This window comes from Comamonas jiangduensis (assembly GCF_030162955.1).
In the GTDB taxonomy this organism is placed as follows: domain Bacteria; phylum Pseudomonadota; class Gammaproteobacteria; order Burkholderiales; family Burkholderiaceae_C; genus Comamonas; species Comamonas jiangduensis.
Genome location: NZ_JARXOV010000013.1, coordinates 96,140 through 115,541, shown reverse-complemented (window position 1 = coordinate 115,541; position 19,402 = coordinate 96,140). Strand labels below are relative to the sequence as shown.

At 57.6% G+C, this 19,402-nt stretch carries 22 protein-coding genes; 8 read left to right on the top strand and 14 right to left on the bottom strand.

The window, feature by feature from the left end; all coding sequences use genetic code 11:
* Positions 1-954, top strand: a 954-nt coding sequence (locus QEP12_RS11585) for a group II intron maturase-specific domain-containing protein (protein WP_284214352.1), incomplete at its 5' end; no start/stop codon positions are given.
* Between the two features lie 123 nt (positions 955-1,077).
* A complete protein-coding gene (gene ftsY / locus QEP12_RS11580; RefSeq protein WP_284214351.1) occupies positions 1,078-2,247 on the top strand; it encodes a signal recognition particle-docking protein FtsY in 1,170 nt (389 codons plus the stop codon).
* Positions 2,248-2,400: 153 nt separating this feature from the next.
* Here ftsY and cutA read toward each other — a convergent pair whose 3' ends face one another.
* Together cutA and QEP12_RS11570 are read right to left on the bottom strand one after the other, a co-directional pair.
* Positions 2,401-2,754 carry a divalent-cation tolerance protein CutA gene (gene cutA / locus QEP12_RS11575; RefSeq protein ID WP_174862910.1) on the bottom strand — a complete coding sequence of 118 codons (354 nt, stop codon included), beginning with the start codon at positions 2,752-2,754 and terminating at the stop codon, positions 2,401-2,403.
* 43 nt (positions 2,755-2,797) lie between these two features.
* Positions 2,798-3,700: a DMT family transporter gene (locus QEP12_RS11570; RefSeq protein ID WP_284214350.1), complete on the bottom strand. Its 903-nt coding sequence runs from the start codon at positions 3,698-3,700 to the stop codon at positions 2,798-2,800.
* 185 nt (positions 3,701-3,885) lie between these two features.
* Between QEP12_RS11570 and rpoH the strand changes: the two genes are divergently transcribed.
* Positions 3,886-4,830, top strand: coding sequence for an RNA polymerase sigma factor RpoH (gene rpoH / locus QEP12_RS11565; protein ID WP_174862909.1), 945 nt, complete (start codon positions 3,886-3,888; stop codon positions 4,828-4,830).
* A gap of 127 nt (positions 4,831-4,957) precedes the next feature.
* The gene (locus QEP12_RS11560) at positions 4,958-5,968 is read left to right on the top strand and encodes a Bug family tripartite tricarboxylate transporter substrate binding protein (RefSeq protein ID WP_284214349.1); all 1,011 of its coding nucleotides are present in this window, start codon (positions 4,958-4,960) and stop codon (positions 5,966-5,968) included.
* A gap of 62 nt (positions 5,969-6,030) precedes the next feature.
* Here the strand turns inward: QEP12_RS11560 and QEP12_RS11555 are convergent, their stop codons facing one another.
* The 4 genes from QEP12_RS11555 to QEP12_RS11540 form a co-directional block, all read right to left on the bottom strand.
* Entirely contained in the window at positions 6,031-7,686 is a 1,656-nt protein-coding gene (locus QEP12_RS11555) for a putative bifunctional diguanylate cyclase/phosphodiesterase (RefSeq protein WP_284214348.1), read from the bottom strand.
* A gap of 244 nt (positions 7,687-7,930) precedes the next feature.
* On the bottom strand, positions 7,931-8,545 hold the full coding sequence (locus QEP12_RS11550; protein ID WP_284214347.1) for an SCO family protein: 615 nt from the start codon (positions 8,543-8,545) through the stop codon (positions 7,931-7,933).
* 82 nt (positions 8,546-8,627) lie between these two features.
* The gene (locus QEP12_RS11545; RefSeq protein WP_284214346.1) at positions 8,628-9,323 is read right to left on the bottom strand and encodes a hypothetical protein; all 696 of its coding nucleotides are present in this window, start codon (positions 9,321-9,323) and stop codon (positions 8,628-8,630) included.
* Complete coding sequence (locus QEP12_RS11540; protein ID WP_219162664.1) at positions 9,304-10,089, bottom strand: SURF1 family protein; 786 nt, start codon at positions 10,087-10,089, stop codon at positions 9,304-9,306. The genes QEP12_RS11545 and QEP12_RS11540 overlap by 20 nt, the downstream gene beginning before the upstream one ends.
* Before the next feature lie 24 nt (positions 10,090-10,113).
* On the opposite strand from QEP12_RS11540, the gene QEP12_RS11535 reads away from it, so the two are divergent.
* On the top strand, positions 10,114-10,341 hold the full coding sequence (locus QEP12_RS11535; RefSeq protein WP_284214345.1) for a twin transmembrane helix small protein: 228 nt from the start codon (positions 10,114-10,116) through the stop codon (positions 10,339-10,341).
* 161 nt (positions 10,342-10,502) lie between these two features.
* Here QEP12_RS11535 and QEP12_RS11530 read toward each other — a convergent pair whose 3' ends face one another.
* The 7 genes from QEP12_RS11530 to QEP12_RS11500 all read right to left on the bottom strand — a co-directional run bounded on the left by QEP12_RS11530 (position 10,503) and on the right by QEP12_RS11500 (position 17,083).
* Entirely contained in the window at positions 10,503-11,384 is an 882-nt protein-coding gene (locus tag QEP12_RS11530) for a cytochrome c oxidase subunit 3 (protein WP_174862905.1), read from the bottom strand.
* Positions 11,385-11,455: 71 nt separating this feature from the next.
* Positions 11,456-11,656, bottom strand: coding sequence for a DUF2970 domain-containing protein (locus QEP12_RS11525; RefSeq protein ID WP_174862904.1), 201 nt, complete (start codon positions 11,654-11,656; stop codon positions 11,456-11,458).
* Positions 11,653-12,273 carry a cytochrome c oxidase assembly protein gene (locus QEP12_RS11520; protein WP_174862903.1) on the bottom strand — a complete coding sequence of 207 codons (621 nt, stop codon included), beginning with the start codon at positions 12,271-12,273 and terminating at the stop codon, positions 11,653-11,655. Before QEP12_RS11520 ends, QEP12_RS11525 begins: the two co-directional genes overlap by 4 nt.
* A gap of 15 nt (positions 12,274-12,288) precedes the next feature.
* On the bottom strand, positions 12,289-12,444 hold the full coding sequence (locus tag QEP12_RS11515) for a cytochrome oxidase small assembly protein (protein ID WP_174862902.1): 156 nt from the start codon (positions 12,442-12,444) through the stop codon (positions 12,289-12,291).
* Between the two features lie 4 nt (positions 12,445-12,448).
* Entirely contained in the window at positions 12,449-14,083 is a 1,635-nt protein-coding gene (gene ctaD / locus QEP12_RS11510) for a cytochrome c oxidase subunit I (protein ID WP_219162667.1), read from the bottom strand.
* A gap of 35 nt (positions 14,084-14,118) precedes the next feature.
* Complete coding sequence (coxB, locus tag QEP12_RS11505; RefSeq protein ID WP_219162668.1) at positions 14,119-15,696, bottom strand: cytochrome c oxidase subunit II; 1,578 nt, start codon at positions 15,694-15,696, stop codon at positions 14,119-14,121.
* Between the two features lie 481 nt (positions 15,697-16,177).
* Positions 16,178-17,083 (bottom strand): class I SAM-dependent methyltransferase, encoded by a 906-nt coding sequence (locus QEP12_RS11500; protein WP_174862900.1) that lies wholly within the window; start codon positions 17,081-17,083, stop codon positions 16,178-16,180.
* A 72-nt stretch (positions 17,084-17,155) separates the two neighbouring features.
* Here QEP12_RS11500 and QEP12_RS11495 point away from each other — a divergent pair, with 72 nt between their 5' ends.
* The 3 genes from QEP12_RS11495 to QEP12_RS11485 all read left to right on the top strand — a co-directional run bounded on the left by QEP12_RS11495 (position 17,156) and on the right by QEP12_RS11485 (position 18,843).
* Complete coding sequence (locus tag QEP12_RS11495; protein WP_217451138.1) at positions 17,156-17,881, top strand: ComF family protein; 726 nt, start codon at positions 17,156-17,158, stop codon at positions 17,879-17,881.
* A gap of 41 nt (positions 17,882-17,922) precedes the next feature.
* Positions 17,923-18,408, top strand: coding sequence for a tRNA (uridine(34)/cytosine(34)/5-carboxymethylaminomethyluridine(34)-2'-O)-methyltransferase TrmL (gene trmL, locus QEP12_RS11490; RefSeq protein ID WP_174862898.1), 486 nt, complete (start codon positions 17,923-17,925; stop codon positions 18,406-18,408).
* A gap of 141 nt (positions 18,409-18,549) precedes the next feature.
* Entirely contained in the window at positions 18,550-18,843 is a 294-nt protein-coding gene (locus tag QEP12_RS11485; RefSeq protein ID WP_174862897.1) for a DUF4148 domain-containing protein, read from the top strand.
* A 54-nt stretch (positions 18,844-18,897) separates the two neighbouring features.
* Here QEP12_RS11485 and QEP12_RS11480 read toward each other — a convergent pair whose 3' ends face one another.
* Positions 18,898-19,371, bottom strand: coding sequence for a MaoC family dehydratase (locus QEP12_RS11480; protein ID WP_174862896.1), 474 nt, complete (start codon positions 19,369-19,371; stop codon positions 18,898-18,900).
* Positions 19,372-19,402 lie beyond the last annotated feature (31 nt).

Here is a 19,402-nt window from a genome sequence, read left to right as displayed (position 1 = left end):
CTTGCGCAGCATGGAATAACGAGAGCCAGGAATCTAAAAATCAATGTGATCCGGTACGCCGACGATTTTGTCGTGACGGGCAACTCGCAAGAGTTGCTGCACAACGAAATCAGGCCTTGGATAGAAGCTTTCCTTGCACAACGAGGACTGCGACTGTCGCTGGAAAAGACGAAAGTCGTGCACATAGATAGAGGATTCGATTTCTTGGGATGGAACTTCCGCAAATACAAGGGGAAGTTACTCATCAAGCCAAGCAAGAAGAACGTGCAAGCGTTTTATCGCAAGGTCAGAGAAATCGTGAGAAAAAATATATCGATGAAGCAGGCAAATCTCATTGCCAAACTGAATTCAGTTCTTCGGGGCTGGGCGCAGTACCACCGTCCGGTGGTGGCGAAAGAAGCCTTCAGTCGGATGGATAGCCTGATTTACTGGCGCCTCGCGCGCTGGGCCAGAAGGCGGCATCCGAATAAGCCCCTATCATGGTGCATAGGCCGTTACTGGCAACGCACTAAAGACAGGAGCGAGTTCGCTGCAAATGTGAAGGTGGCCGAAAGTTCGTGCACGATCAAATTGTTAAAGCTTGCTGATACAAAAATCGTGCGCCACGTAAAAATCAAAAAGGAATACAACCCTTTTGATCCTCAATGGGAGAAGTACGGCGAAGAGTTAAGAACGAAACGCATGGCTAATAGCATGTCGTACAAGTACGAAACTTCGATGCTTTTCATTTCCCAAAACGGACGTTGTGCGCTTTGCGCGAAACCTCTGGACTATCAAGGCAAATGGCACGACCACCACATTGTTCGCAGAGTGGATGGCGGATCAGATGCAATGTCCAACCGAGTGCTTTTGCACCCGGTGTGCCACACCCAGCTGCATGCTCTTGGTTTATCAGTTGTCAAGCCGGCCTCAAAGAAGGCTTTGCGTTCGATTTCACTAGAGGCTACTGAGTAAAATCAGGGTCCCTAAAGAATCGGACATGTTGTGCTTGAGCCGGATGCGATGAAAGTCGCAAGTCCGGTTCTTAGGGGGGGATGGTTCAGTAATGAACTGTCCCTACCCTCCAAGAACCCGCCAATGTTCAGTTTTTTCAAGAAAAAAGCCCCACAAGCCGACACCACTCCTGCCCTAGAGCAGTCTGAGAGCGTCGCACCCGCCGCTGCTTCCCCCGTGGAAGCGGTGCCTTCGACCCCTGCCGCCAAGCCCGCTTCGGTCGGCGGTTGGCTGCGCAATACCTTCGGTATGGGCGACAAGGAAGAAGTTCCTGACAGTGTCGCACCAGAAGTGCCTGCGCCCGAAATTTTTACGCAAGCCCCCGAGCCCCAGGCCAAACCCGAAGCTACGAGTGACCGCGGTAACTGGATGGACCGCCTCAAGGCGGGCCTGCGCAAAACCGGCACCAGCATCACCACGGTGTTTACCGGCACCAAGATTGATGATGCCCTGTACGAGGAGCTGGAGGACGCCCTGCTGATGGCCGACACCGGCGTCAAAGCTACCCTGCATTTGCTGGACGACCTCAAGCGCCGCGTCAAAGACAGCAAAACCACCGAACCCGCCGCCGTCAAGGCGCTGCTGGCGGCTGCGCTGTCCGACCTGCTCAAGCCGCTGGAAAAGCCACTGGTGATTGGTGCGCACACGCCCACCGTGATCATGGTGGCAGGCGTGAACGGCGCAGGCAAAACCACGTCAATTGGCAAGCTGACCAAGCACCTGGCCGACCACGACCAATCCGTGCTGCTGGCCGCCGCCGACACCTTCCGCGCTGCCGCGCGCGAGCAGTTGGGCGTATGGGCCACCCGCAACACGGTAGAAATCATCAGCCAGGCTGGCGGTGACCCGGCCGCCGTCAGCTTTGACGCCGTCAGCGCTGGCAAGGCGCGCAAGAAAGACGTGGTCTTGGTCGACACCGCTGGCCGCCTGCCCACCCAGCTGCACCTGATGGAAGAGCTGAGAAAGATCAAACGGGTGATCAGCAAGGCCGATGGCTCTGCCCCGCACGAGGTACTGCTGGTCATTGACGGCAACACCGGCCAAAACGCGCTCAACCAGGTCAAAGCATTCGACGAGGCGCTGGGCTTGACCGGCCTGATCGTCACCAAACTGGACGGCACCGCCAAAGGCGGCGTGCTGGCAGCCATTGCGCAAGAGCGCCCCATTCCCGTGTACTTCATCGGCGTGGGTGAAAAGGTGGAAGACCTGGAAACCTTCAATGCCAAGGAGTTTGCACAGGCCCTGCTGGCCTGAGCGACCAGAGGCCGACTGCCCTCTGCCATCAAAGCCCCGCAATGCGGGGCTTTTTTTTTTCATAGCTGCTGGCGCCTACAAATCAACCGTTTCCAATACTTTTCATATTGAAATACTTGATAAACCTGCGCCAGCAGCTACTTTTTTATTGCATCACCCGGCGCCATCGGGCAATTGCAGTTGCACCTGGGCAGCCACCCATGCGGCATAGGCGCTATCGGCGTATTCGGTGCGCAACAACAGCTGCGGCACCTCGTAAGGGTGGTGTGCTTGAAGCCACGCCCACAATGGCGCCACAGCCTGAGGCAGCGTTTTCAGCACAACGCGCCATTCGGCGCTTTGCGCCAGTTGGGCTTGCCACACATAGTGGGAAGTGATGGGCTCCACCTGCCCACACGCCGCCAGCAGGGCTGTGACGGCGCCTTGCGCCAGATAGTCGGCCTGCGCCTGCGTGGCCACGGTGGTGGTCACCACAGCCACTGGAGAAAGAGAAAGTGCATCTTGCATAGGCATCGATTGTGCAGAAACAGCCAGCGCCAGCGGCCTACGCTCAGACCTTGCGCGCGGGCCAAGTCGCTACGACCACACCCAACAAGGCAATACCCAGCGCCAGCCACTGCAGTGCACTGATGTGCTCGCCCAGCACCAGCACCCCCACCAGCGCAGCGCTGATGGGCAACAGCACCGTAAAAATGCCCGCCTGCGCTGCGGGCACAGCGCGCAACCCGGTCATCCACAACCACACCGTCCACACGCAAGCGGCCAGGGCGTAAAACAGCAGCAGCCCCCACATCGGCAGGCTGACGGCCGCAAAGTCAAACTGCCACGCCACATACAAGCCCATAGGTGTGGACAGCACAAAACCCCATAAATTGATGATGGCGCTGATGCGTTTGGGGCTGAGCACCGCCGTCAAGCGCTTGCCAATCACGGCGTAGGCCGCCTCACACAGCACCGCCGCCACCAGCAGCCACTGACCCAGCCAGGCATACGCATGGGCAACCGTTGCCTCAACCGGCTTGGCCGCTGCATACAGCGCAATCCCCGCCACGGCCAGCACCACCGCCAGCCACGTGCGCGGCATGATCTGCTCGCGCAGCAACAACCAGCTCAACAAGGCCACTGCCACCGGAATGGAAGCCATAGTGACACCGGCCGTGACCGCGCCCGTCAGGCTCACGCCCGTCACCATGCACAGTGTGAACAGGAAGTTGCCAAAGAAGGACTCCAGAAACAGCAACCACCGCGTGCGTGGTGCCAAGGGCGCGTCGCACGGTGTCTTTTTCAGCCAACGGGCCATAGCCACCGCGCCAATACCAAAGCGCAACCATGCCAGCAAAAAAACAGGGAACAAGGCCGCCAACGGTTTGGACAACGCTACATAACTACCCACCAGCGCCATGCTGAGCGCTAAACACACAAAAGCCACAGGCCGAGAAGGACTTTCCCACATCACACATTCAACTTTTTTGAAACTTGCAAACGCTTGCGCACTCTACAAGAGTGTTGGTCGAAACTCGATACTCCCACGGTGCAGGCACAGCCGGCCACCAACTGACAACCCCCATGGGAACTTATGGCTTAGCACTCGGTCTTAGAGAGTGCTAATATGGAGCAATGGATGAAAGGATCAGTGCAATGACAAACCAAACCGGCACCCTCGCTGCTTCGGCCTTGGCACCTGCGAATCCTTGGGCATTGGTACCTCCGCTGGGCAACTTGGATGCCTACATTACTGCGGTGAACCGCCTGCCTATGCTCACTCAAGAAGAAGAGCAGGACTACGCCCGCAAACTCAAAGAACACAATGATCTGGATTCTGCCGGGCGTCTGATCATGTCCCACCTGCGCTTGGTGGTGTCGATCTCGCGCCAGTATTTGGGCTACGGCTTGCCCCAGGGCGATTTGATCCAAGAAGGCAATGTGGGCCTGATGAAGGCCGTCAAGCGCTTTGACCCCGAGCAAAACGTTCGGCTGGTCAGCTACGCCATGCACTGGATCAAGGCAGAGATCCACGAATACATCTTGAAGAACTGGCGCATGGTCAAAGTGGCAACCACCAAGGCCCAGCGCAAGTTGTTTTTCAATCTGCGCTCCATGAAGCAAGGCATGCAAGCCGATGCCGTCATGGATGACGACTTGGCGCTGCGCGAAACCTTGACGGAGCAGCAAATTGAAGCGATGGCCGCCAAACTCAACGTCAAGCGCGAAGAAGTCATGGAGATGGAAACTCGCTTGTCGGGCGGTGATGTGCTGCTTGACCCCAGCCCCAGTGATGATGGTGAGCACGCTTTTGGGCCCATCGCGTACCTGTCGGATGCGGCGCACGAGCCCACCAATATGATTGAGATGCGCCAACGTGATGTATTGGCGACCGATGGCATTGCCCAGGCCCTTGAATTGCTGGATGACCGCAGCCGCCGCATCGTGGAAGAGCGCTGGCTGAAAGTAAACGATGACGGCACGGGCGGCATGACGCTGCATGAGCTGGCTGCAGAGTATGGTGTGAGCGCTGAGCGCATTCGCCAAATTGAAGTGGCTGCTATGAAAAAGATGAAAAAAGCGCTGACTGAGTTCGCCTAAAAAAGTTCTTGCGCGGTCTGGCTGAAATATGCCAGATTGCTGCCTACGCAAGCCCGGATAATCTTCGGGCTTTCTTTTTTTCCTGCAAGGATTTTTCTCTTCTTGCAGTTTTTATGCTCAACGCACGATGACCACCCTCTCTTTGATTGCTCGCCGCACCATATTGGCTGCAGGTACTGCTTTGGTGGCAGCCTCTGCCACCAGTTCTGTTTTTGCAGCTTCTACGGCTGCCTGGCCCACCAAACCGGTACGCATTGTGGTGGGTTTTCCAGGTGGCTCCTCGCCCGACTTGACCGCTCGCACCTTCTCGGAGCCCTTGTCCAAACTACTGGGCCAGCCGGTCATTGTGGAAAACAAAGTGGGGGCTGGCGGCAATATTGGCGCCACCGAAGTGGCCCGCGCCCAAGACAACCATACGATTGGTTTGATGATCAATGGCAATATGACGATTGCCAAAATCCTCAACCCTGCCACGCCTTATGACCCCCTCAAAGACTTGGCACCGCTGACCTTGATTGGCGTTTCGCCGCTGGTGTTGACCGCTCCTGTCGAGCAACCCGGGGTTCCCAAAGATGCCGATGCCCAATCTTTCTTTGCAGCGGCACAAAAAGCGGGTGACACCTGGAGCTACGGCACCCCCGGTGTAGGCACGATTGGTCACCTCGGCACCGAGCTGCTGAAAGCGCGCAGCGGTATTGCGCCGATCCATGTTCCCTACAGCGGCTACCCCCAGGTTGCTACGGCCATGATGGGCGGCCAACTGCAAATGGCCTTGCTGCCCCCAGCGCTGGCCATGGCTCAGGCGCAAGCCGGCAAGCTGCGCTTGATTGGCGTGACCTCCAGCGGCCGCAGTGCTTTGGCCCCTGGCGTTCCGAGCTTGGCGGAGGCTGGTATCAAAAACTTTGACCTGCAAATTTGGAATGCGTTTGCCGCGCCCAGCTCCATGCCCGCAGAGATCCGCACCAAGCTGGCGGCCATGCTGGTAGAGATTGCCCGCAGCCCTGCCGTGCGAGAAAAATTGTTCCAGCAAGGCTGGCAAATGGTCGGCACTTCCCCGGAGGGGCTGGCCAACCGCATCCAGAAAGATACGGCGGAGTTAAGCCGCCTGATTAAAGAGCAAAAAATCAGCAACCAGTAACGCGCCCTCTGCATACAAAAAATCCACCTTCGGGTGGATTTTTTGTAGCTGCTCAGGCAATGTCAGCGCTGGCTGTGCCATGTTTCGAACTCCAAAGCAGTCATCGCTTTCGAAGCCAGCCAACCTTGGTAGCACTCACAGCCCATCGCTTCTAGCTGGCTGCGCTGCTCCTCGGTTTCTACGCCTTCCGCCACCACTTGCAGATTCAAAGCGTGGCCAAACTGAATCATCGCCCGCAAAAGCTTGCTACCCAAGCGACCCGTACGCATAAAGTCTTTGCCCAGCTTCAGCCGCTGAACCGGCAAGTGCTGCAAATATGCCAACGAAGAATGGCCGTTCCCAAAATCATCCAGGGCCAAACTTACCCCCAGGCCCGCCAACTCAGCCAGCATGCGACAGGCATGCTCTGGGTCTTGCATCGCCTGCGTTTCCGTCACTTCCAGCTCCAACCAAGACGGAGGCACTTGGTAACGCTCTAAGGCATCACGCACCAGCTGCACCAAGTTGGGCTGGCGCAGCTGTTGCGCCGACAAATTCACCGCAATGCGCACGGGCTGCCCCTGCTGCAGCCACAAACTGATCTGCTTGCAGGCCGCACCCAGCACATAGTTGCCCAGCCCAATAATGAGGCCGGACGATTCAGCCACAGGGATGAAGCGATCTGGCGTAATTTCTCCCAGCAACGGGTCTTTCCAGCGCACCAAGGCCTCGGCACCACAGACTTGCCCGGTGCGGATATCGATCTGCGGCTGGTAATACAACTTGATGCCTTCATAGCCTAATGCCAGCCGCAAGCGCTCAGAGAGCAAGACTTTCTCAGCCATCTCATGGCCCATGCTGTCTTCGTAGAACACAAAGTTGCCCCGGCCATGCTCTTTTGCACGGTACATGGCCATGTCCGCATACCGCAGCAGCGTGGATGGATCTCGAGAGTCGGTCGGAGAAATGGCCACGCCGATACTGGCGCCAAAGTCCAGCAGCACATGCCCCCACCGGCATGGCGTAGACATGGCAAACAAAATTTGCTGCGCCCAAGACTGGGCCTGCTCCATATCAGTGTCAGGCACCAGCACCGTAAATTCGTCTCCGCCCAGACGCGAAAGCACGCCTTGGTTGCGAATCACGGACTTCAAACGTTTGGCCACCTCTTGCAGCACATGGTCACCGGCAGCATGCCCGTAGCCATCGTTGATCGACTTAAAGTTATCCAGATCAAGCAGCAAAAGCGCTACGGGCTCGCCCGTCACTTGCGTTTGCTGCAGGCTCTCACGCAGACGCTGGGTGAATGACCACCGGTTGTGCAGCCCCGTCAAAATGTCGTGCGTGGCTTGGTATTGCATGCGCTCTTCCAAGCGGCGCATTTCTGTGACATCACGCACAAAAGCCACCACCAGCGGTGCGCCATCACGGTCAAAGTTGCCCAGTGCAATGTCCACAGGAACGTGGGCTCCATCTTTGCGTTGCAGCCACAAAGTGCGTCCCATGCCCATGCTGTGGCGCCTTGGCTGCAAGAAGAAACGGTGCACATCCACCTTGTGTGAAGCGTGCATGCTTTCTGGCACCAGCATCTCGACAGCTTGGCCTTCCAGCTCATTTTGTGCAAAGCCAGAGATCAAACTCATGGCTGCATTGCTGGAGATGATGGTGCCGCTGCTATCGACCAGCAAAATGCCATCGGGCGCGGCATTCCATGCCTCTCTCACCCACTCTCCCCACATAACCGCTGCCGCAGCGGTGTTCGGCCCACCGCCGATAAAAGAGGGCAATGCATGCGGTGATATGGGTTCAGACTCGGTGCTTGAGCTTGCGGCTTTAATGTTCATACAAGGATGACTGGCCGTGCACCGCCAACCGGGTGAAAACAGCACATCCGTAACATGCTACCGTGCAAGTTACAAAATGAATCTGTTTTGACGCAAAAATTTGCATCAAAAGCGCAGGGAGCCTGCGCTGCGTCGCTATTTACGCAGCGGCTTCATCCAGCAAGGCTTTGGCATCCTTGGCCAGTGCGGCGGCCCCTTGGCCATAACGGTGGTAAACACGCAGCTGCCCCTTGGGGTCATACACATACATACCTGCGGAATGGTCCAGCGTGTAGCTGCCGGGCTGCTTGCCTTCCACCTTTTTAAAAAAGACCTTGAAATCTTTGGCGACCGCCATGATCTGCTCTGGCGAGCCAGTCAGGGCCACCATGGAAGGATCAAACGCAGCCGCATAGGCTTGCAAGACTTCAGGAGTGTCGCGCTCGGGGTCCAGCGAAACGAATACACCTTGCACCCGATCGCCTTGCGCGCCCAGGGTGGCTTTCACCTCCACCAACTCTTGCAATGTGGTGGGACACACATCAGGGCATTGGGTGTAACCAAAAAAAACCACCACCACTTTCCCTGCGAATTCTTGCACCGAGCGTTGCTTGCCCTGTGTATCGAACAAAGGAAAGTCTTTTCCGTAAGCAGCCCCCGTGATGTCTACCCCTTCAAAGCTCATTTTTTCAGGCTTGCAGCCCAGCAATAAAGAGGCTGCGGTGAGGGTGGTAGCCCCCACCAGCAGGGAGTGCAAAGCGCGTCTTCTGTGCATGGCAATCTCAGTCAAACAATCCAGTCAATCGCACAACCATAACCGCAAACACAAACACGACCTCTGCAAAGGCTTGTAGGCATCAGCGCCCGGGCTGATCCCAAGAAGACGATGCCCTCAGCAGGCGCTCCAAATCGCGCTTGGCCTGCGGTGCGCTCGCTTTGTCCAGGTGTGCAGGAAAGCGCATCATCCAGTGCCCTTGCGGGTCCACCACATACAAATGGTCGGACAGCTTGGCACCTTCTTGCGGTTGCAGCCACGTTTGCAAGGCCGTGGCATCGACCTGCAGCACTTGCGCAGACTGCAGCGCAGTTTGCAGCGCCGCAGATGGCGGCTGCCCATCTTGAATCAGCCACACCCAATCAAGGCGGTCTTTTTCTCGCCCCAAGCCTTCGCGCAGTTGGCGCTGTAAATACAAATGGGTTTCGCACTGCGCATCGCATGCCGCATCCGAAGTACTGAGCAAGAGCCACTGCCCCTTTAATGAAGACAGGGGCACAGCTTGCCCCTCCAGCGTCGTGGCCATGAGTGCCGCAGGCATGTCTTTTTGCGGTGCAATCAACGCTCCAAAATTGCGACGCCCTTCCGGACGTACCACGTAATAGGTGAAGTACGACGCAATCACCGGCGCTGCACACACCAGCAGCACAGCAAACATTTTCCAGCGGCCTGTGCGCTGGGTTGCATGGTCTTGCACGCCCTGTGCCAGGCTGTGCATGCTGGGCGTGCTGTGAACGGTTAGCCCCAAGGGCTGCAAATCAGTGTGTTTGGATGGCATGGCGTGAAAGACGGCGCCGGCGAGGGCGCAAAAATTGGAACCACAACAACATGGTGGCAAGGACTGCGGCAATCGCAAACCATTGGAAGGCATAACCTTGGTGTGTGGCAATGCCGCTGCTGGGCTGGGGCCAGTCACGCAGCAGCCCTTCACTGGCCGCGTCCGTTTGCACCACGGTCAGAGGCCACAGCGCCAGCCCTGTGGCCTTGGCATAGGCCGGCAGCGACAAATTTTGCTGAATACGGGGCTGCTGCGGCGGCGCAACATCCTCTTGCCCCAAGGCATACAGCCGCGCGGGCGGGCCTGCCAGCACCCCTTGCACCTGCACGCTACCAGCCGGTGTTGTGACGGGCTGCAGCGCGGTGCGATCTTGAAAGTTGCGCGCAATCCAGCCGCGCTGCACCAAGACCACGCCGCCATCTTCCAGTTGCAGCGGCGTCAGCACATAAAAACCGGGGCGCCCTTGCATCTGGCGGTTGTCCAGATACACCGTATAGGCAGCGAGCCACTGTCCTTGAAGTTGAATGCGACGGTGCAGCCACGCTCCAGCATCGCCACCATCTCGCAGATTGTGCGCAAAACGCTGGCTGAGCAAGCCTGCATCCAGCAAGGGCGCCTCTGCCTGTGCCTGCGCTGCTGCGTGCAACTGCTTTTTTTGCGCCGCCCTATCCAGCTGCCACAAACCCAGCGCAATGCCCAGCAACACCCCGCAGACGCCACACAGCGTGGCGATCCACCACCGCAGGTTGCCCCGCTTGCGCGTCATACAGGCCTCCCGATAATGGATGACATGACATATGCCATCGCCCTTTTCTTGCTGGCCATTGTGGTCTGCCTTGCCAGCGCCGGTTTTTTTATGCTGCGCAAAAGCGATGCGCACAGTGACGAGCAGCGCAGCAAAAACATGGCCCGCGCGCTGACCGTGCGGGTGCTGCTGTCGGTGGTCTTGTTTGTGTGTTTGCTGCTGGCATGGAAGCTGGGGTACATCCAGCCCACGGGCTTGCCCATCTCGCGTTGAAATAAAAAAGAGAACTGCTGGCGCTTGAAGATATTGCGCTTCAATGCTTTTTCATATTGAAACCCAATATTTACGTACGCCAACCGCTCTCTTTTATGCATTGTTTCAGTCGTTGTTGCTACCAGTTTGCTGCGGCTCTGCGCTAGGCCGCAGCCTGAACCCTACATCCAGTACACCAGGATGTACAAGCCCAGCCACACCACATCCACAAAGTGCCAGTACCACGCGGCGCCTTCAAAGCCGAAATGGCGCTCGGCCGTGAAATGCCCACTTTGCAGCCGCAGGGTGATGAACAGCAGCATCAACATCCCCACAAACACATGAAAGCCGTGAAAGCCCGTGAGCAAGTAGAAGGTGGAGCCAAAAATGCCGGAAGACATCTTCAAGTTCAAGTCGGTGTAAAGGTGAAAGTACTCATAACCTTGTACACACAAGAACGTGATGCCCAGCAACACGGTCACCCACATCCAAGCCACCGTTTTGGTGCGCTGCCCCAATCGCAATGCATGGTGCGCAATGGTGAGTGTGACGCCAGAAGTCAGTAGCAACGCGGTATTGATGGTGGGCAACCAAAACGGACCCACGGTTTGAAAGGCTTCGACCGTACCTGCGGGAGAAGCGGTGGCACCCGGCATCACACTGGGCCACACCGCGCTGAAACCGGGCCACAGCAAAGCATTGTCCAAGCTACCCAAGGCAGGTACGGAGTGCGCTCGCCCCCACCACAAGGTGGTAAAGAAAGCGCCAAAGAACATCACTTCTGAAAAGATGAACCAGCTCATGCTCCAGCGGTAAGACAAATCAATCTTGCGACCCAGCAGCCCCTGCTCACTTTCGATGGCTGCTTCGTGGAACCAGCGGTAGAGCACCACCAGCCACCACGACAGGCCAAACACAAAGCTCCACATGCCCCATTGGTGGCCGTTCACCCACATCCCGGCACCCAGCACCACAAAAAACAAGCCGGCTGCCGCCCAGATGGGGTACCCCGACGCTGCGGGAACATAGTAGTAAGGGGTGCTTGCAGTCTGCGGTGTCGCCATGTCAGCTCCTGTAATCACGCATCTCAACCATTGCGTGTCCCAACCATTGCGTATCGGCCCAGCGCTGTGCGCTAAACCACCCAATTCACGATCGCTATCAACATCAATACAAAGACAAAAATCGCCGCCACTCCTACCGCCACAATTTGTAGCGGCTTGATGTGCGCGGAGTCTTTGTGCCATTCACTGCCTTTGCGCACCCCCAGCAAAGCCCAAGCCATGGCTTGAATGGATCGCCAGCGCGACGGAGGTCGTGGTGGTGGGGTACTCAAGACGGCTGCTCCTCCTGCCCTTTGACGCTGCCCGTGACCACAGGGGAAGTGGGCGCGGCAGGCACACGCCCACCCACTTCAAAAAAGGTGTAGCTCAAGGTAATCGTGGTCACGTCTTTAGGCAGCTTGGGGTCGATCACAAACGCCACCGGCCATTCTTTTTTTTCACCAGGCTGCAGCTCATACTGGTTAAAGCAAAAACATTCCAGTTTGGTGAAATGCGGCGCAGCATTGCGCGGTGCATAACTGGGAATGGCCTGCGCCGCCATAGCGCGGTCTTGCACATTTTGAAACTCGTACAACACCGTGGCCAGCTCGCCCGGGTGCACCTGCATGGACACCTTTTCCGGTTTGAAGTCCCACGGGCCACGCGCGTTGGCATCAAACTCCACGGTGATAGTGCGGCTGGTATCGACTTGGGTGTTCGCAGGCAGCTTACCCACCACGCCGTTACCCGGCACCTGCCGCTCAGAAATCGTGAGAATGTTGATACCCAGCGCCTCGCACACATGCTTGTAAATGGGTATGAGGGCATACCCAAAAGCAAACATGCCGATGGTGATCACCAAGAGCTTGGTGACCATCTGCAAATTGGCGCGGCGCTTGTGCTGTTGCATGTGCATGCCTGAGTGTTAGCCGCCAAGCCAGGCCATCTTGGCGACAAAGCCGATAAAAAATGTGGCGGCAATCGACGCCAAGATCCACGCCATGCGTGCATTGCGCTGGCGCTGGAGTTGCCACGTCTCAGTGCGGCTGGGCATGGAGTTGCTGTGTTTAAGGTGCATCATGGTTTTATCCAATCACACGGGTGGCCGTGCTGTCGAGTTTGGGAGGGGTTTCAAACGTGTGGAAAGGTGCGGGCGAAGGCACTTCCCACTCCAGACCTTCTGCAGCCTCCCAGGGCTTTTGCGGAGCTTTGGCACCCTTGCCGCGCATGGCAGGGACCACCACTGCCAGGAAGAAATACACCTGCATCAAACCAAAGCCCAGCGCCCCCACCGATGCCACAGCATTGAAGTCTGCAAACTGCATCGGATAGTCGGCATAGCGGCGCGGCATACCTGCCAAGCCCAAGAAGTGCATGGGGAAGAAAGTGATGTTGAAGAAAACCAAAGAGCCCCAAAAATGGACCTGCCCCCGGCGCTCGGAGTACATCACCCCCGTCCACTTGGGCGACCAGTAGTAGTAGGCAGCAAACATGGAAAACAGCGAGCCAGCGACCAGCACATAGTGAAAGTGCGCCACCACGTAGTAGGTGTCTTGCAACTGAATGTCGATGGGTGCCATGGACAGAATCAGACCCGTAAACCCACCCATGGTGAAGACAAAGATAAAGCCCACCGAAAACAACATGGGCGTCTCAAACGTCATGGAGCCGCGCCACATGGTGGCCACCCAGTTGAAAATCTTCACCGCCGTGGGCACCGAGATCAGCATGGTGGAATACATGAAAAACAGTTGCCCCGTCACCGGCATGCCCGTGGTGAACATGTGGTGCGCCCAGACGATGAAGCTGAGGATGGCGATAGAGCTGGTCGCGTAGACCATGGAGGCATAGCCGAACAGCTTCTTGCGACTGAAGGCTGGCACGATCTGGCTGATGATGCCAAAGGCCGGCAAGATCATGATGTAGACCTCGGGGTGGCCAAAGAACCAGAAGATGTGCTGGTACATCACCGGATCGCCCCCACCTGCGGGGTTGAAGAAACTGGTGCCAAAGTGGCGGTCGGTCAGCGTCATGGTGATGGCACCGGCCAGCACTGGCATCACGGCAATCAGCAGGTAGGCCGTAATCAGCCAGGTCCAGGCAAACATGGGCATTTTCATCAGCGTCATGCCGGGCGCGCGCATGTTCAAGATGGTGACGATGATGTTGATCGACCCCATGATGGAGCTAGCCCCCATGATGTGCATGGCAAAAATACTGGTGTCCATCGAGGGGCCCATCTGCAGCGTCAGCGGTGCGTACAGCGTCCAGCCTGCAGCAGGCGCTCCCCCGGGCATAAAAAACGAAGCCACCAGCATGATGCCGGCGGGCACCATCAGCCAGAAACTGAAGTTGTTCATGCGCGCGAACGCCATGTCTGAAGCACCGATTTGCAGCGGCAGCATCCAGTTCGCAAAGCCCACAAAGGCGGGCATGATGGCGCCAAACACCATGATCAAGCCGTGCATCGTGGTCAGCTGGTTAAACAGCTCTGGGTTGACCAGTTGCAGACCGGGCTGAAACAGCTCTGCCCGAATCAGCAGTGCCAGCACACCACCAATCATCAGCATGGTGAAGCTGAACAGCAAATACAGCGTGCCAATATCTTTATGGTTGGTGGCATACAGCCAGCGGCGCCAGCCCGTGGGCGTGGCGTGGTGATGATCATGGCGGTGATCGTCGTGAACGGCGTCATGAGAAGGTGGGTAAATGGCGCTCATGTGCGTGTCTCCCTCGCTCTGTCTGTTCAATGCGCTCACTGCGCAGCCACGATATCGACACGACGCGCTTGCTCATCAGCGCCTGTGCTGTCGGTAATGGTTTGGGGTTTGCGCATTTCAATGCGCTCTGCAGCAACGCCCGCATCTGTCAAGGCTTTAGCGACGGCCTGTGCCCGCTGCTTGGCCAGCTCGGCATTCACATCCGCACTGCCCGTGGCATCCACAAAGCCAGACAAGGCGACTTTGATATCCGCATGCGCGTTCAACCATGCTGCAGCAGCTTGGACTTGCGCCTGAGCCTTGGTATCCAGTGCGCTTTGACCCGACGCAAAGAACACCTGTACCGGCATTGCATGACTCACGTTGGCCGCATCTGCGGGCGGCGTTTCTGCGGCTGCTGCAGGAGGCGACGGTTGTGCTGCCGGTGCGGCTTCACCTTCTGGAAATTTGCCCTGGCGCGCAGCCGTAAACTGCGCAGGCTGAATCAACTGCCCGGTCTGATTGCTCCAGTGATTTTTCACATAAGTCAGCACAGCGGCCAACTCCACGTCACTCAATTGCTTCCACGAAGGCATGGTGCCGTTGACACGGCCTTCCAGCACCACATGCATCGGCTCTGCCAAGCTACCTCGCACCAGCGCACTGCCATCCAGCGGCTTGATTGCGCCAGCGCCCTTGCCATTGGCCTGATGGCAGGCCGCGCAATTGGCCGCATACACCTTGGCACCACGGGCAATCAGCTCATCAAGCTTCCATTCTTTGGTGGGGTCATCTTTTTTTGCAGCTGCCAGCTTTTGCTGCTCTTCCACCCACGCGGCATAGGGCCCTGTATCCAGCACCTTCACGTGAATTGGCATATAGGCATGTTCTTTGCCACACAACTCCGCGCACTGGCCGTAATAGTCGCCGGGCTTTTCTGCTTTGAACCAGGTATCGCGCACAAAGCCAGGTATCGCGTCTTGCTTGATGCCAAACGCCGGCACCATGAAACTGTGAATCACATCATTGGCGGTGGTGATGATGCGCACCTTCTTGCCTACGGGCACCACCAACGGGTGGTCTACGCGCAGCAGGTAGTCATTCGGCGCTTGGCTCACGTCACCGCTGTCCGACATCGCACGGTGGCTGCTGTCAATGGTTGATAAAAAGCTCAAGCCCTCTCCCGGCCCCTTGAGGTAGTCATAACCCCATTTCCACTGGTAGCCCGTGACCTTGATGGTCAGCTCTGCATTCGTCGTATCTTTTTGCGCCACCAAAACCTTGGTGGCAGGCAGAGCCATCAAGATCACGATGATGAAGGGAATGACCGTCCAGATCACCTCCACGGTCGCAGACTCATGAAAGTTGGCTGCTTTGGCACCCTGTGATTTGCGATGCTTCCAGATGGAATAAAACATCACCGCAAACACACCCACAAAAATCACCACGCAAATGGACAGCATCATCCAGTGCAGAAAGTGCTGCTCTTGGGCAATGCGCGTAACGGGTGGATGCAAGTTCAACTGCTTTACGGCCGGGCCACCGGGCAAATCTTGCACCGCATGTGCCGCACTTGCTACCCATGCCGCTGCCGCCGTACCCAGAGAAACCAGTGGGGAAAATCTGCTTTTCATAATTCTCACTTGCGTCTAAGCCTCCGGAATTCCGTTGCGTAGCTGCCCTGCAGTTCCACGCGACATCTTGCAAAGAAAGCGGGCGGATCAAGGCACCTGGCACGCAGCACTGCGCTGCCGCACTGGCAGTCTGCAAGGCGGCGACACAAATGCGTACAGGGATTTCAAGCAGGAAGCACGACTGCTACAACGACGTGCTGTAGGACGTTGCGCAGACTTCGACCGATGGAGAGGCAGGCTGCGTGCGAATGGCCACGCAAGACCCCAAGAAACAAACACACTGCAGGCCGACGCAAGATTTGCGCTCGAGCCTGTCTGCAAGGCATAGCGACACACCAATTTTGTCTCCCCTGAAGAGGCCCTCGGGCCCTATGGCTTTGCACCGCGCAGAGTGGCATTTCCACGCGTGCTTGCTATCAGTAGTTTGAAAAAATTGTAGTGCGCTTTGTTTTAAATCAAAGCAGCAAAAGCGGCATTTCGCCTATCGCAAACCCTGCTCCCTGCCTTTTTGAAGCATGCTGCGCATTTGATCCAAAGAGACAGCGCTTTCGCGCTCCACTGCGACGCGCGGAGCTGGCTTGAATGCATGGCCATACACCAGCTCAAAGGTCAGAGCAATCTGTCCCTCACTGCTGTCAACGCGCAAGTGCTGGTCTATAGCCCGATGCAAAGCGTTGAGCCACGCTTTGCCGCGCAACCCTGCAAAGCGCTGAGGGTGCAAGTTGCACCCCAGCTCACGCAGCTCTTGCAGCAAGCGCTCAGGCGTGGCAAAAGTCAAGGTGATCGTCTCCATGTCCATCACGGGTTCTGCAAAACCGGCCTGCACCAGCATGTCACCCCAATCATGCATGTCGGTAAAGCTGTGGCCCGCTGCAGGCCAGCCCATTTGGACATACAGCTGCCGCAGCTCTTTGGCGGTATCTGGTCCAAAACATGAAAACATCACAAACCCATCCACCGCCAAAGCGTCATGCCAGGCTTGGAGCATGCGCATAGGCTGCGCTTGGTGGTGCAGTGCCATATTGGCCCACAGCATTTCTACCGAGCCTTTCGCTGGCATTTCTACCCAGGTTTTCGCGCCGCCCCAACCCGACTTCCACCAAGGCTTGGCCCACTGCGCTTGCGCCACGGCCTGCATGCGCGGCGCCACCTCCACCACATGGCACTGGGCTTGCGGATAACGCTGCACCACCAGGGTATGCGCCTGGATACCTCCACGCACAGGCTGCCAGTCACACCATGTTTTCGGTGTACGGCAAATCCATTGCAAACGATCTTCCATGCGGCGCCCCACCTCTTCGTGCAGCCAAGGCGATTGCGCAGGGGCAGCAAGCTGCCAGCGTGCGGCAGCCATCGGATCAATGGTGGGGGGCAAGTTCTCAGACATGAAATATTCACTGCACAACCCCGCCGCCATACGGCATGGCAGTCGCGGGTGCCGCGGCAGTATATTGATTTCATGCTGCCGCGCTGGCCAACATGGCTATCCCCTTTTAGCAAAGACCGCCTCACGCTTCCCAGCCAATGCCTGGCTTGCCGTGCATGGCCCAGTGCCGATGTGCTGTGCGCCGCCTGCCAGCAGCGCTTTTTCCACCCCGTCTTTCGCTGCACCGGTTGCGCTATGGCGTTGCCCGGCTTGAGCGCTGAGCGCCCCCGCTGTGGCACATGCTTGCAAAAACCCGCCATCTGGCAACACGCCCATGCATGGATGGACTACAGCTACCCGTGCAATACGTTGATTGCCCGCTGGAAATTCGCGCAGCAGCCCGCACTGGCCGCACACTTTGCACGCTGGATGCGACAAGACCCACAGGTCATCAACCTCCTCGAGACGGCCGATGTACTCATCCCCATCCCCCTGTCACCGCAGCGCATGCGAGAGCGCGGATACAACCCCGCCGCACAACTGGCACGGCACCTGAGCCCCGAGCAATACCTCCCCCACTGCCTGCAACGCACGCGCCACACAACCGCGCAAAGCGATTTGACCCGGGCACAACGCTTGCGCAATCTGCGCCACGCCTTTGCAGTGGCAGATGCACAGCGCCACCGCATTACCGACCGACATGTGCTGCTGATTGATGACGTCATGACCACCGGCGCCACCCTGACCGCAGCCAGCCATTGCCTGCTGCAAGCCGGTGCGCGCCAGATTGATGTGCTTTGCATGGCCCGGACACCATAAACACCGGCAAGGACAAGCCCAAAAGCGGACAATACGCCGCCATGTTTCATATCGTTCTTGTAGAGCCTGAGATTCCACCGAATACAGGCAACATCATCCGCCTGGCCGCCAATACCGGGTGCCAGTTGCACCTGATTGAGCCCCTGGGCTTTTCGATGGAAGACCGCCTGATGCGCCGTGCAGGTCTGGATTACCACGAATACACCAGCACGCGCCGCCATGCCAACTGGCAAGCCTTTCTGGACACCATGCAGCCCAACCCCACACGCATGTTTGCCATGACCACCCACGGCAGCCAGCCTGCGCACAGTCTGCAATTTCAGCCCGGCGACTACTTTGTCTTTGGCTGCGAAACCCGCGGCCTCGCACCCGCGCTGCGCGAATCTTTTCCCACCACGCAGCGCCTGCGCCTGCCCATGCTGGCGGGCCAGCGCAGCCTGAACCTGTCCAACGCCGTGGCCGTGACCGTGTTTGAAGCCTGGCGCCAAAACGGCTTCATCACGCCGACAGGCACAGCCGCACATTGAACCACTCACTGTCCCATTTTCAGCAACAGTGTGTTGTAAATACTGGGAGCAATAAACACTGAACTGCAAACACATTCCTTCACTCTATTCAACATGCGCCGCCTAAGACGCTATGTTTTTAGATGATTGAAAGGAAATCAGATGTTTGCGATTCGTACCATGGGTGTTGTGATTGCGTTGGCTAGCACTGCGGCATTTGCCAGCGACCAAACCCCGCTGCGCGCTGATGAGCTGCGCACCGACAGCCAGTTGACCCGCGCCCAAGTGATTGCCGATTACCAAGCCGCACGTGCTGCCGGGCAAGTGGTGCACGGCGACAACGTCGTGCTGCGCGCCGATGAAACCAGCGCCCAGTCCACCGTCAGCCGTGCCGAGGTCATCGCCCAAGCACAAGCTGCACGCGATGCCGGGCTGATTCCCAGCGGCGAACATTAATCACCCACGCCCCCGGCACCACGCTGGACGCGGCGCTGGGGGCTGCAACCCCGCTTACCAATCACCCATCGCCGCGCCATAACTGCGTGACAGCGACTCCGCCACACACACGGGCTTGTCGCCGCCTTCACGCTCTACCGTCACCAACCAGGTGATTTGCACACTGTCCGGCCCCACGGGCTCCACCGCCTGCACCCCCACCCGTGCGCGCACACGGCTGCCCACAGGCACTGGCGCAGGAAAACGCACTTTGTTCAGCCCATAGTTCACACCCATCGTGGCGCCCTGGATACGCACTGCTTTTTCAAAAAACAGCGGCAGCAGCGACAGTGACAAAAAACCATGCGCAATCGGCCCTCCAAAAGGGCCTTGCGCAGCTTTGACAGGATCGACGTGGATCCACTGGTGATCGCCTGTCGCATCGGCAAACAGATTGACCTGCGCCTGGGTGATGGTCACCCAGTCTGTCACAGCAACTTCTTGGCCTGCGCAGGCGCGCAGTTCGGCATAAGAGTGGAAAGTTTTCATGCCTGCAATCTAGAAAGCATGGCGCATGCCG

Bases quoted from the DNA above. Each gene is read 5' to 3' on its own strand.
- ftsY (WP_284214351.1), top strand. From the start codon at position 1,078: ATGTTCAGTTTTTTCAAGAAAAAAGCCCCACAAGCCGACACCACTCCT.
- cutA (WP_174862910.1), bottom strand. From the start codon at position 2,754: ATGCAAGATGCACTTTCTCTTTCTCCAGTGGCTGTGGTGACCACCACC.
- QEP12_RS11570 (WP_284214350.1), bottom strand. From the start codon at position 3,700: ATGTGGGAAAGTCCTTCTCGGCCTGTGGCTTTTGTGTGTTTAGCGCTC.
- rpoH (WP_174862909.1), top strand. From the start codon at position 3,886: ATGACAAACCAAACCGGCACCCTCGCTGCTTCGGCCTTGGCACCTGCG.
- QEP12_RS11560 (WP_284214349.1), top strand. From the start codon at position 4,958: ATGACCACCCTCTCTTTGATTGCTCGCCGCACCATATTGGCTGCAGGT.
- QEP12_RS11555 (WP_284214348.1), bottom strand. From the start codon at position 7,686: ATGTGGGGAGAGTGGGTGAGAGAGGCATGGAATGCCGCGCCCGATGGC.
- QEP12_RS11550 (WP_284214347.1), bottom strand. From the start codon at position 8,545: ATGCACAGAAGACGCGCTTTGCACTCCCTGCTGGTGGGGGCTACCACC.
- QEP12_RS11545 (WP_284214346.1), bottom strand. From the start codon at position 9,323: ATGCCATCCAAACACACTGATTTGCAGCCCTTGGGGCTAACCGTTCAC.
- QEP12_RS11540 (WP_219162664.1), bottom strand. From the start codon at position 10,089: ATGACGCGCAAGCGGGGCAACCTGCGGTGGTGGATCGCCACGCTGTGT.
- QEP12_RS11535 (WP_284214345.1), top strand. From the start codon at position 10,114: ATGACATATGCCATCGCCCTTTTCTTGCTGGCCATTGTGGTCTGCCTT.
- QEP12_RS11530 (WP_174862905.1), bottom strand. From the start codon at position 11,384: ATGGCGACACCGCAGACTGCAAGCACCCCTTACTACTATGTTCCCGCA.
- QEP12_RS11520 (WP_174862903.1), bottom strand. From the start codon at position 12,273: ATGCAACAGCACAAGCGCCGCGCCAATTTGCAGATGGTCACCAAGCTC.
- QEP12_RS11515 (WP_174862902.1), bottom strand. From the start codon at position 12,444: ATGATGCACCTTAAACACAGCAACTCCATGCCCAGCCGCACTGAGACG.
- ctaD (WP_219162667.1), bottom strand. From the start codon at position 14,083: ATGAGCGCCATTTACCCACCTTCTCATGACGCCGTTCACGACGATCAC.
- coxB (WP_219162668.1), bottom strand. From the start codon at position 15,696: ATGAAAAGCAGATTTTCCCCACTGGTTTCTCTGGGTACGGCGGCAGCG.
- QEP12_RS11500 (WP_174862900.1), bottom strand. From the start codon at position 17,083: ATGTCTGAGAACTTGCCCCCCACCATTGATCCGATGGCTGCCGCACGC.
- QEP12_RS11495 (WP_217451138.1), top strand. From the start codon at position 17,156: ATGCTGCCGCGCTGGCCAACATGGCTATCCCCTTTTAGCAAAGACCGC.
- trmL (WP_174862898.1), top strand. From the start codon at position 17,923: ATGTTTCATATCGTTCTTGTAGAGCCTGAGATTCCACCGAATACAGGC.
- QEP12_RS11485 (WP_174862897.1), top strand. From the start codon at position 18,550: ATGTTTGCGATTCGTACCATGGGTGTTGTGATTGCGTTGGCTAGCACT.
- QEP12_RS11480 (WP_174862896.1), bottom strand. From the start codon at position 19,371: ATGAAAACTTTCCACTCTTATGCCGAACTGCGCGCCTGCGCAGGCCAA.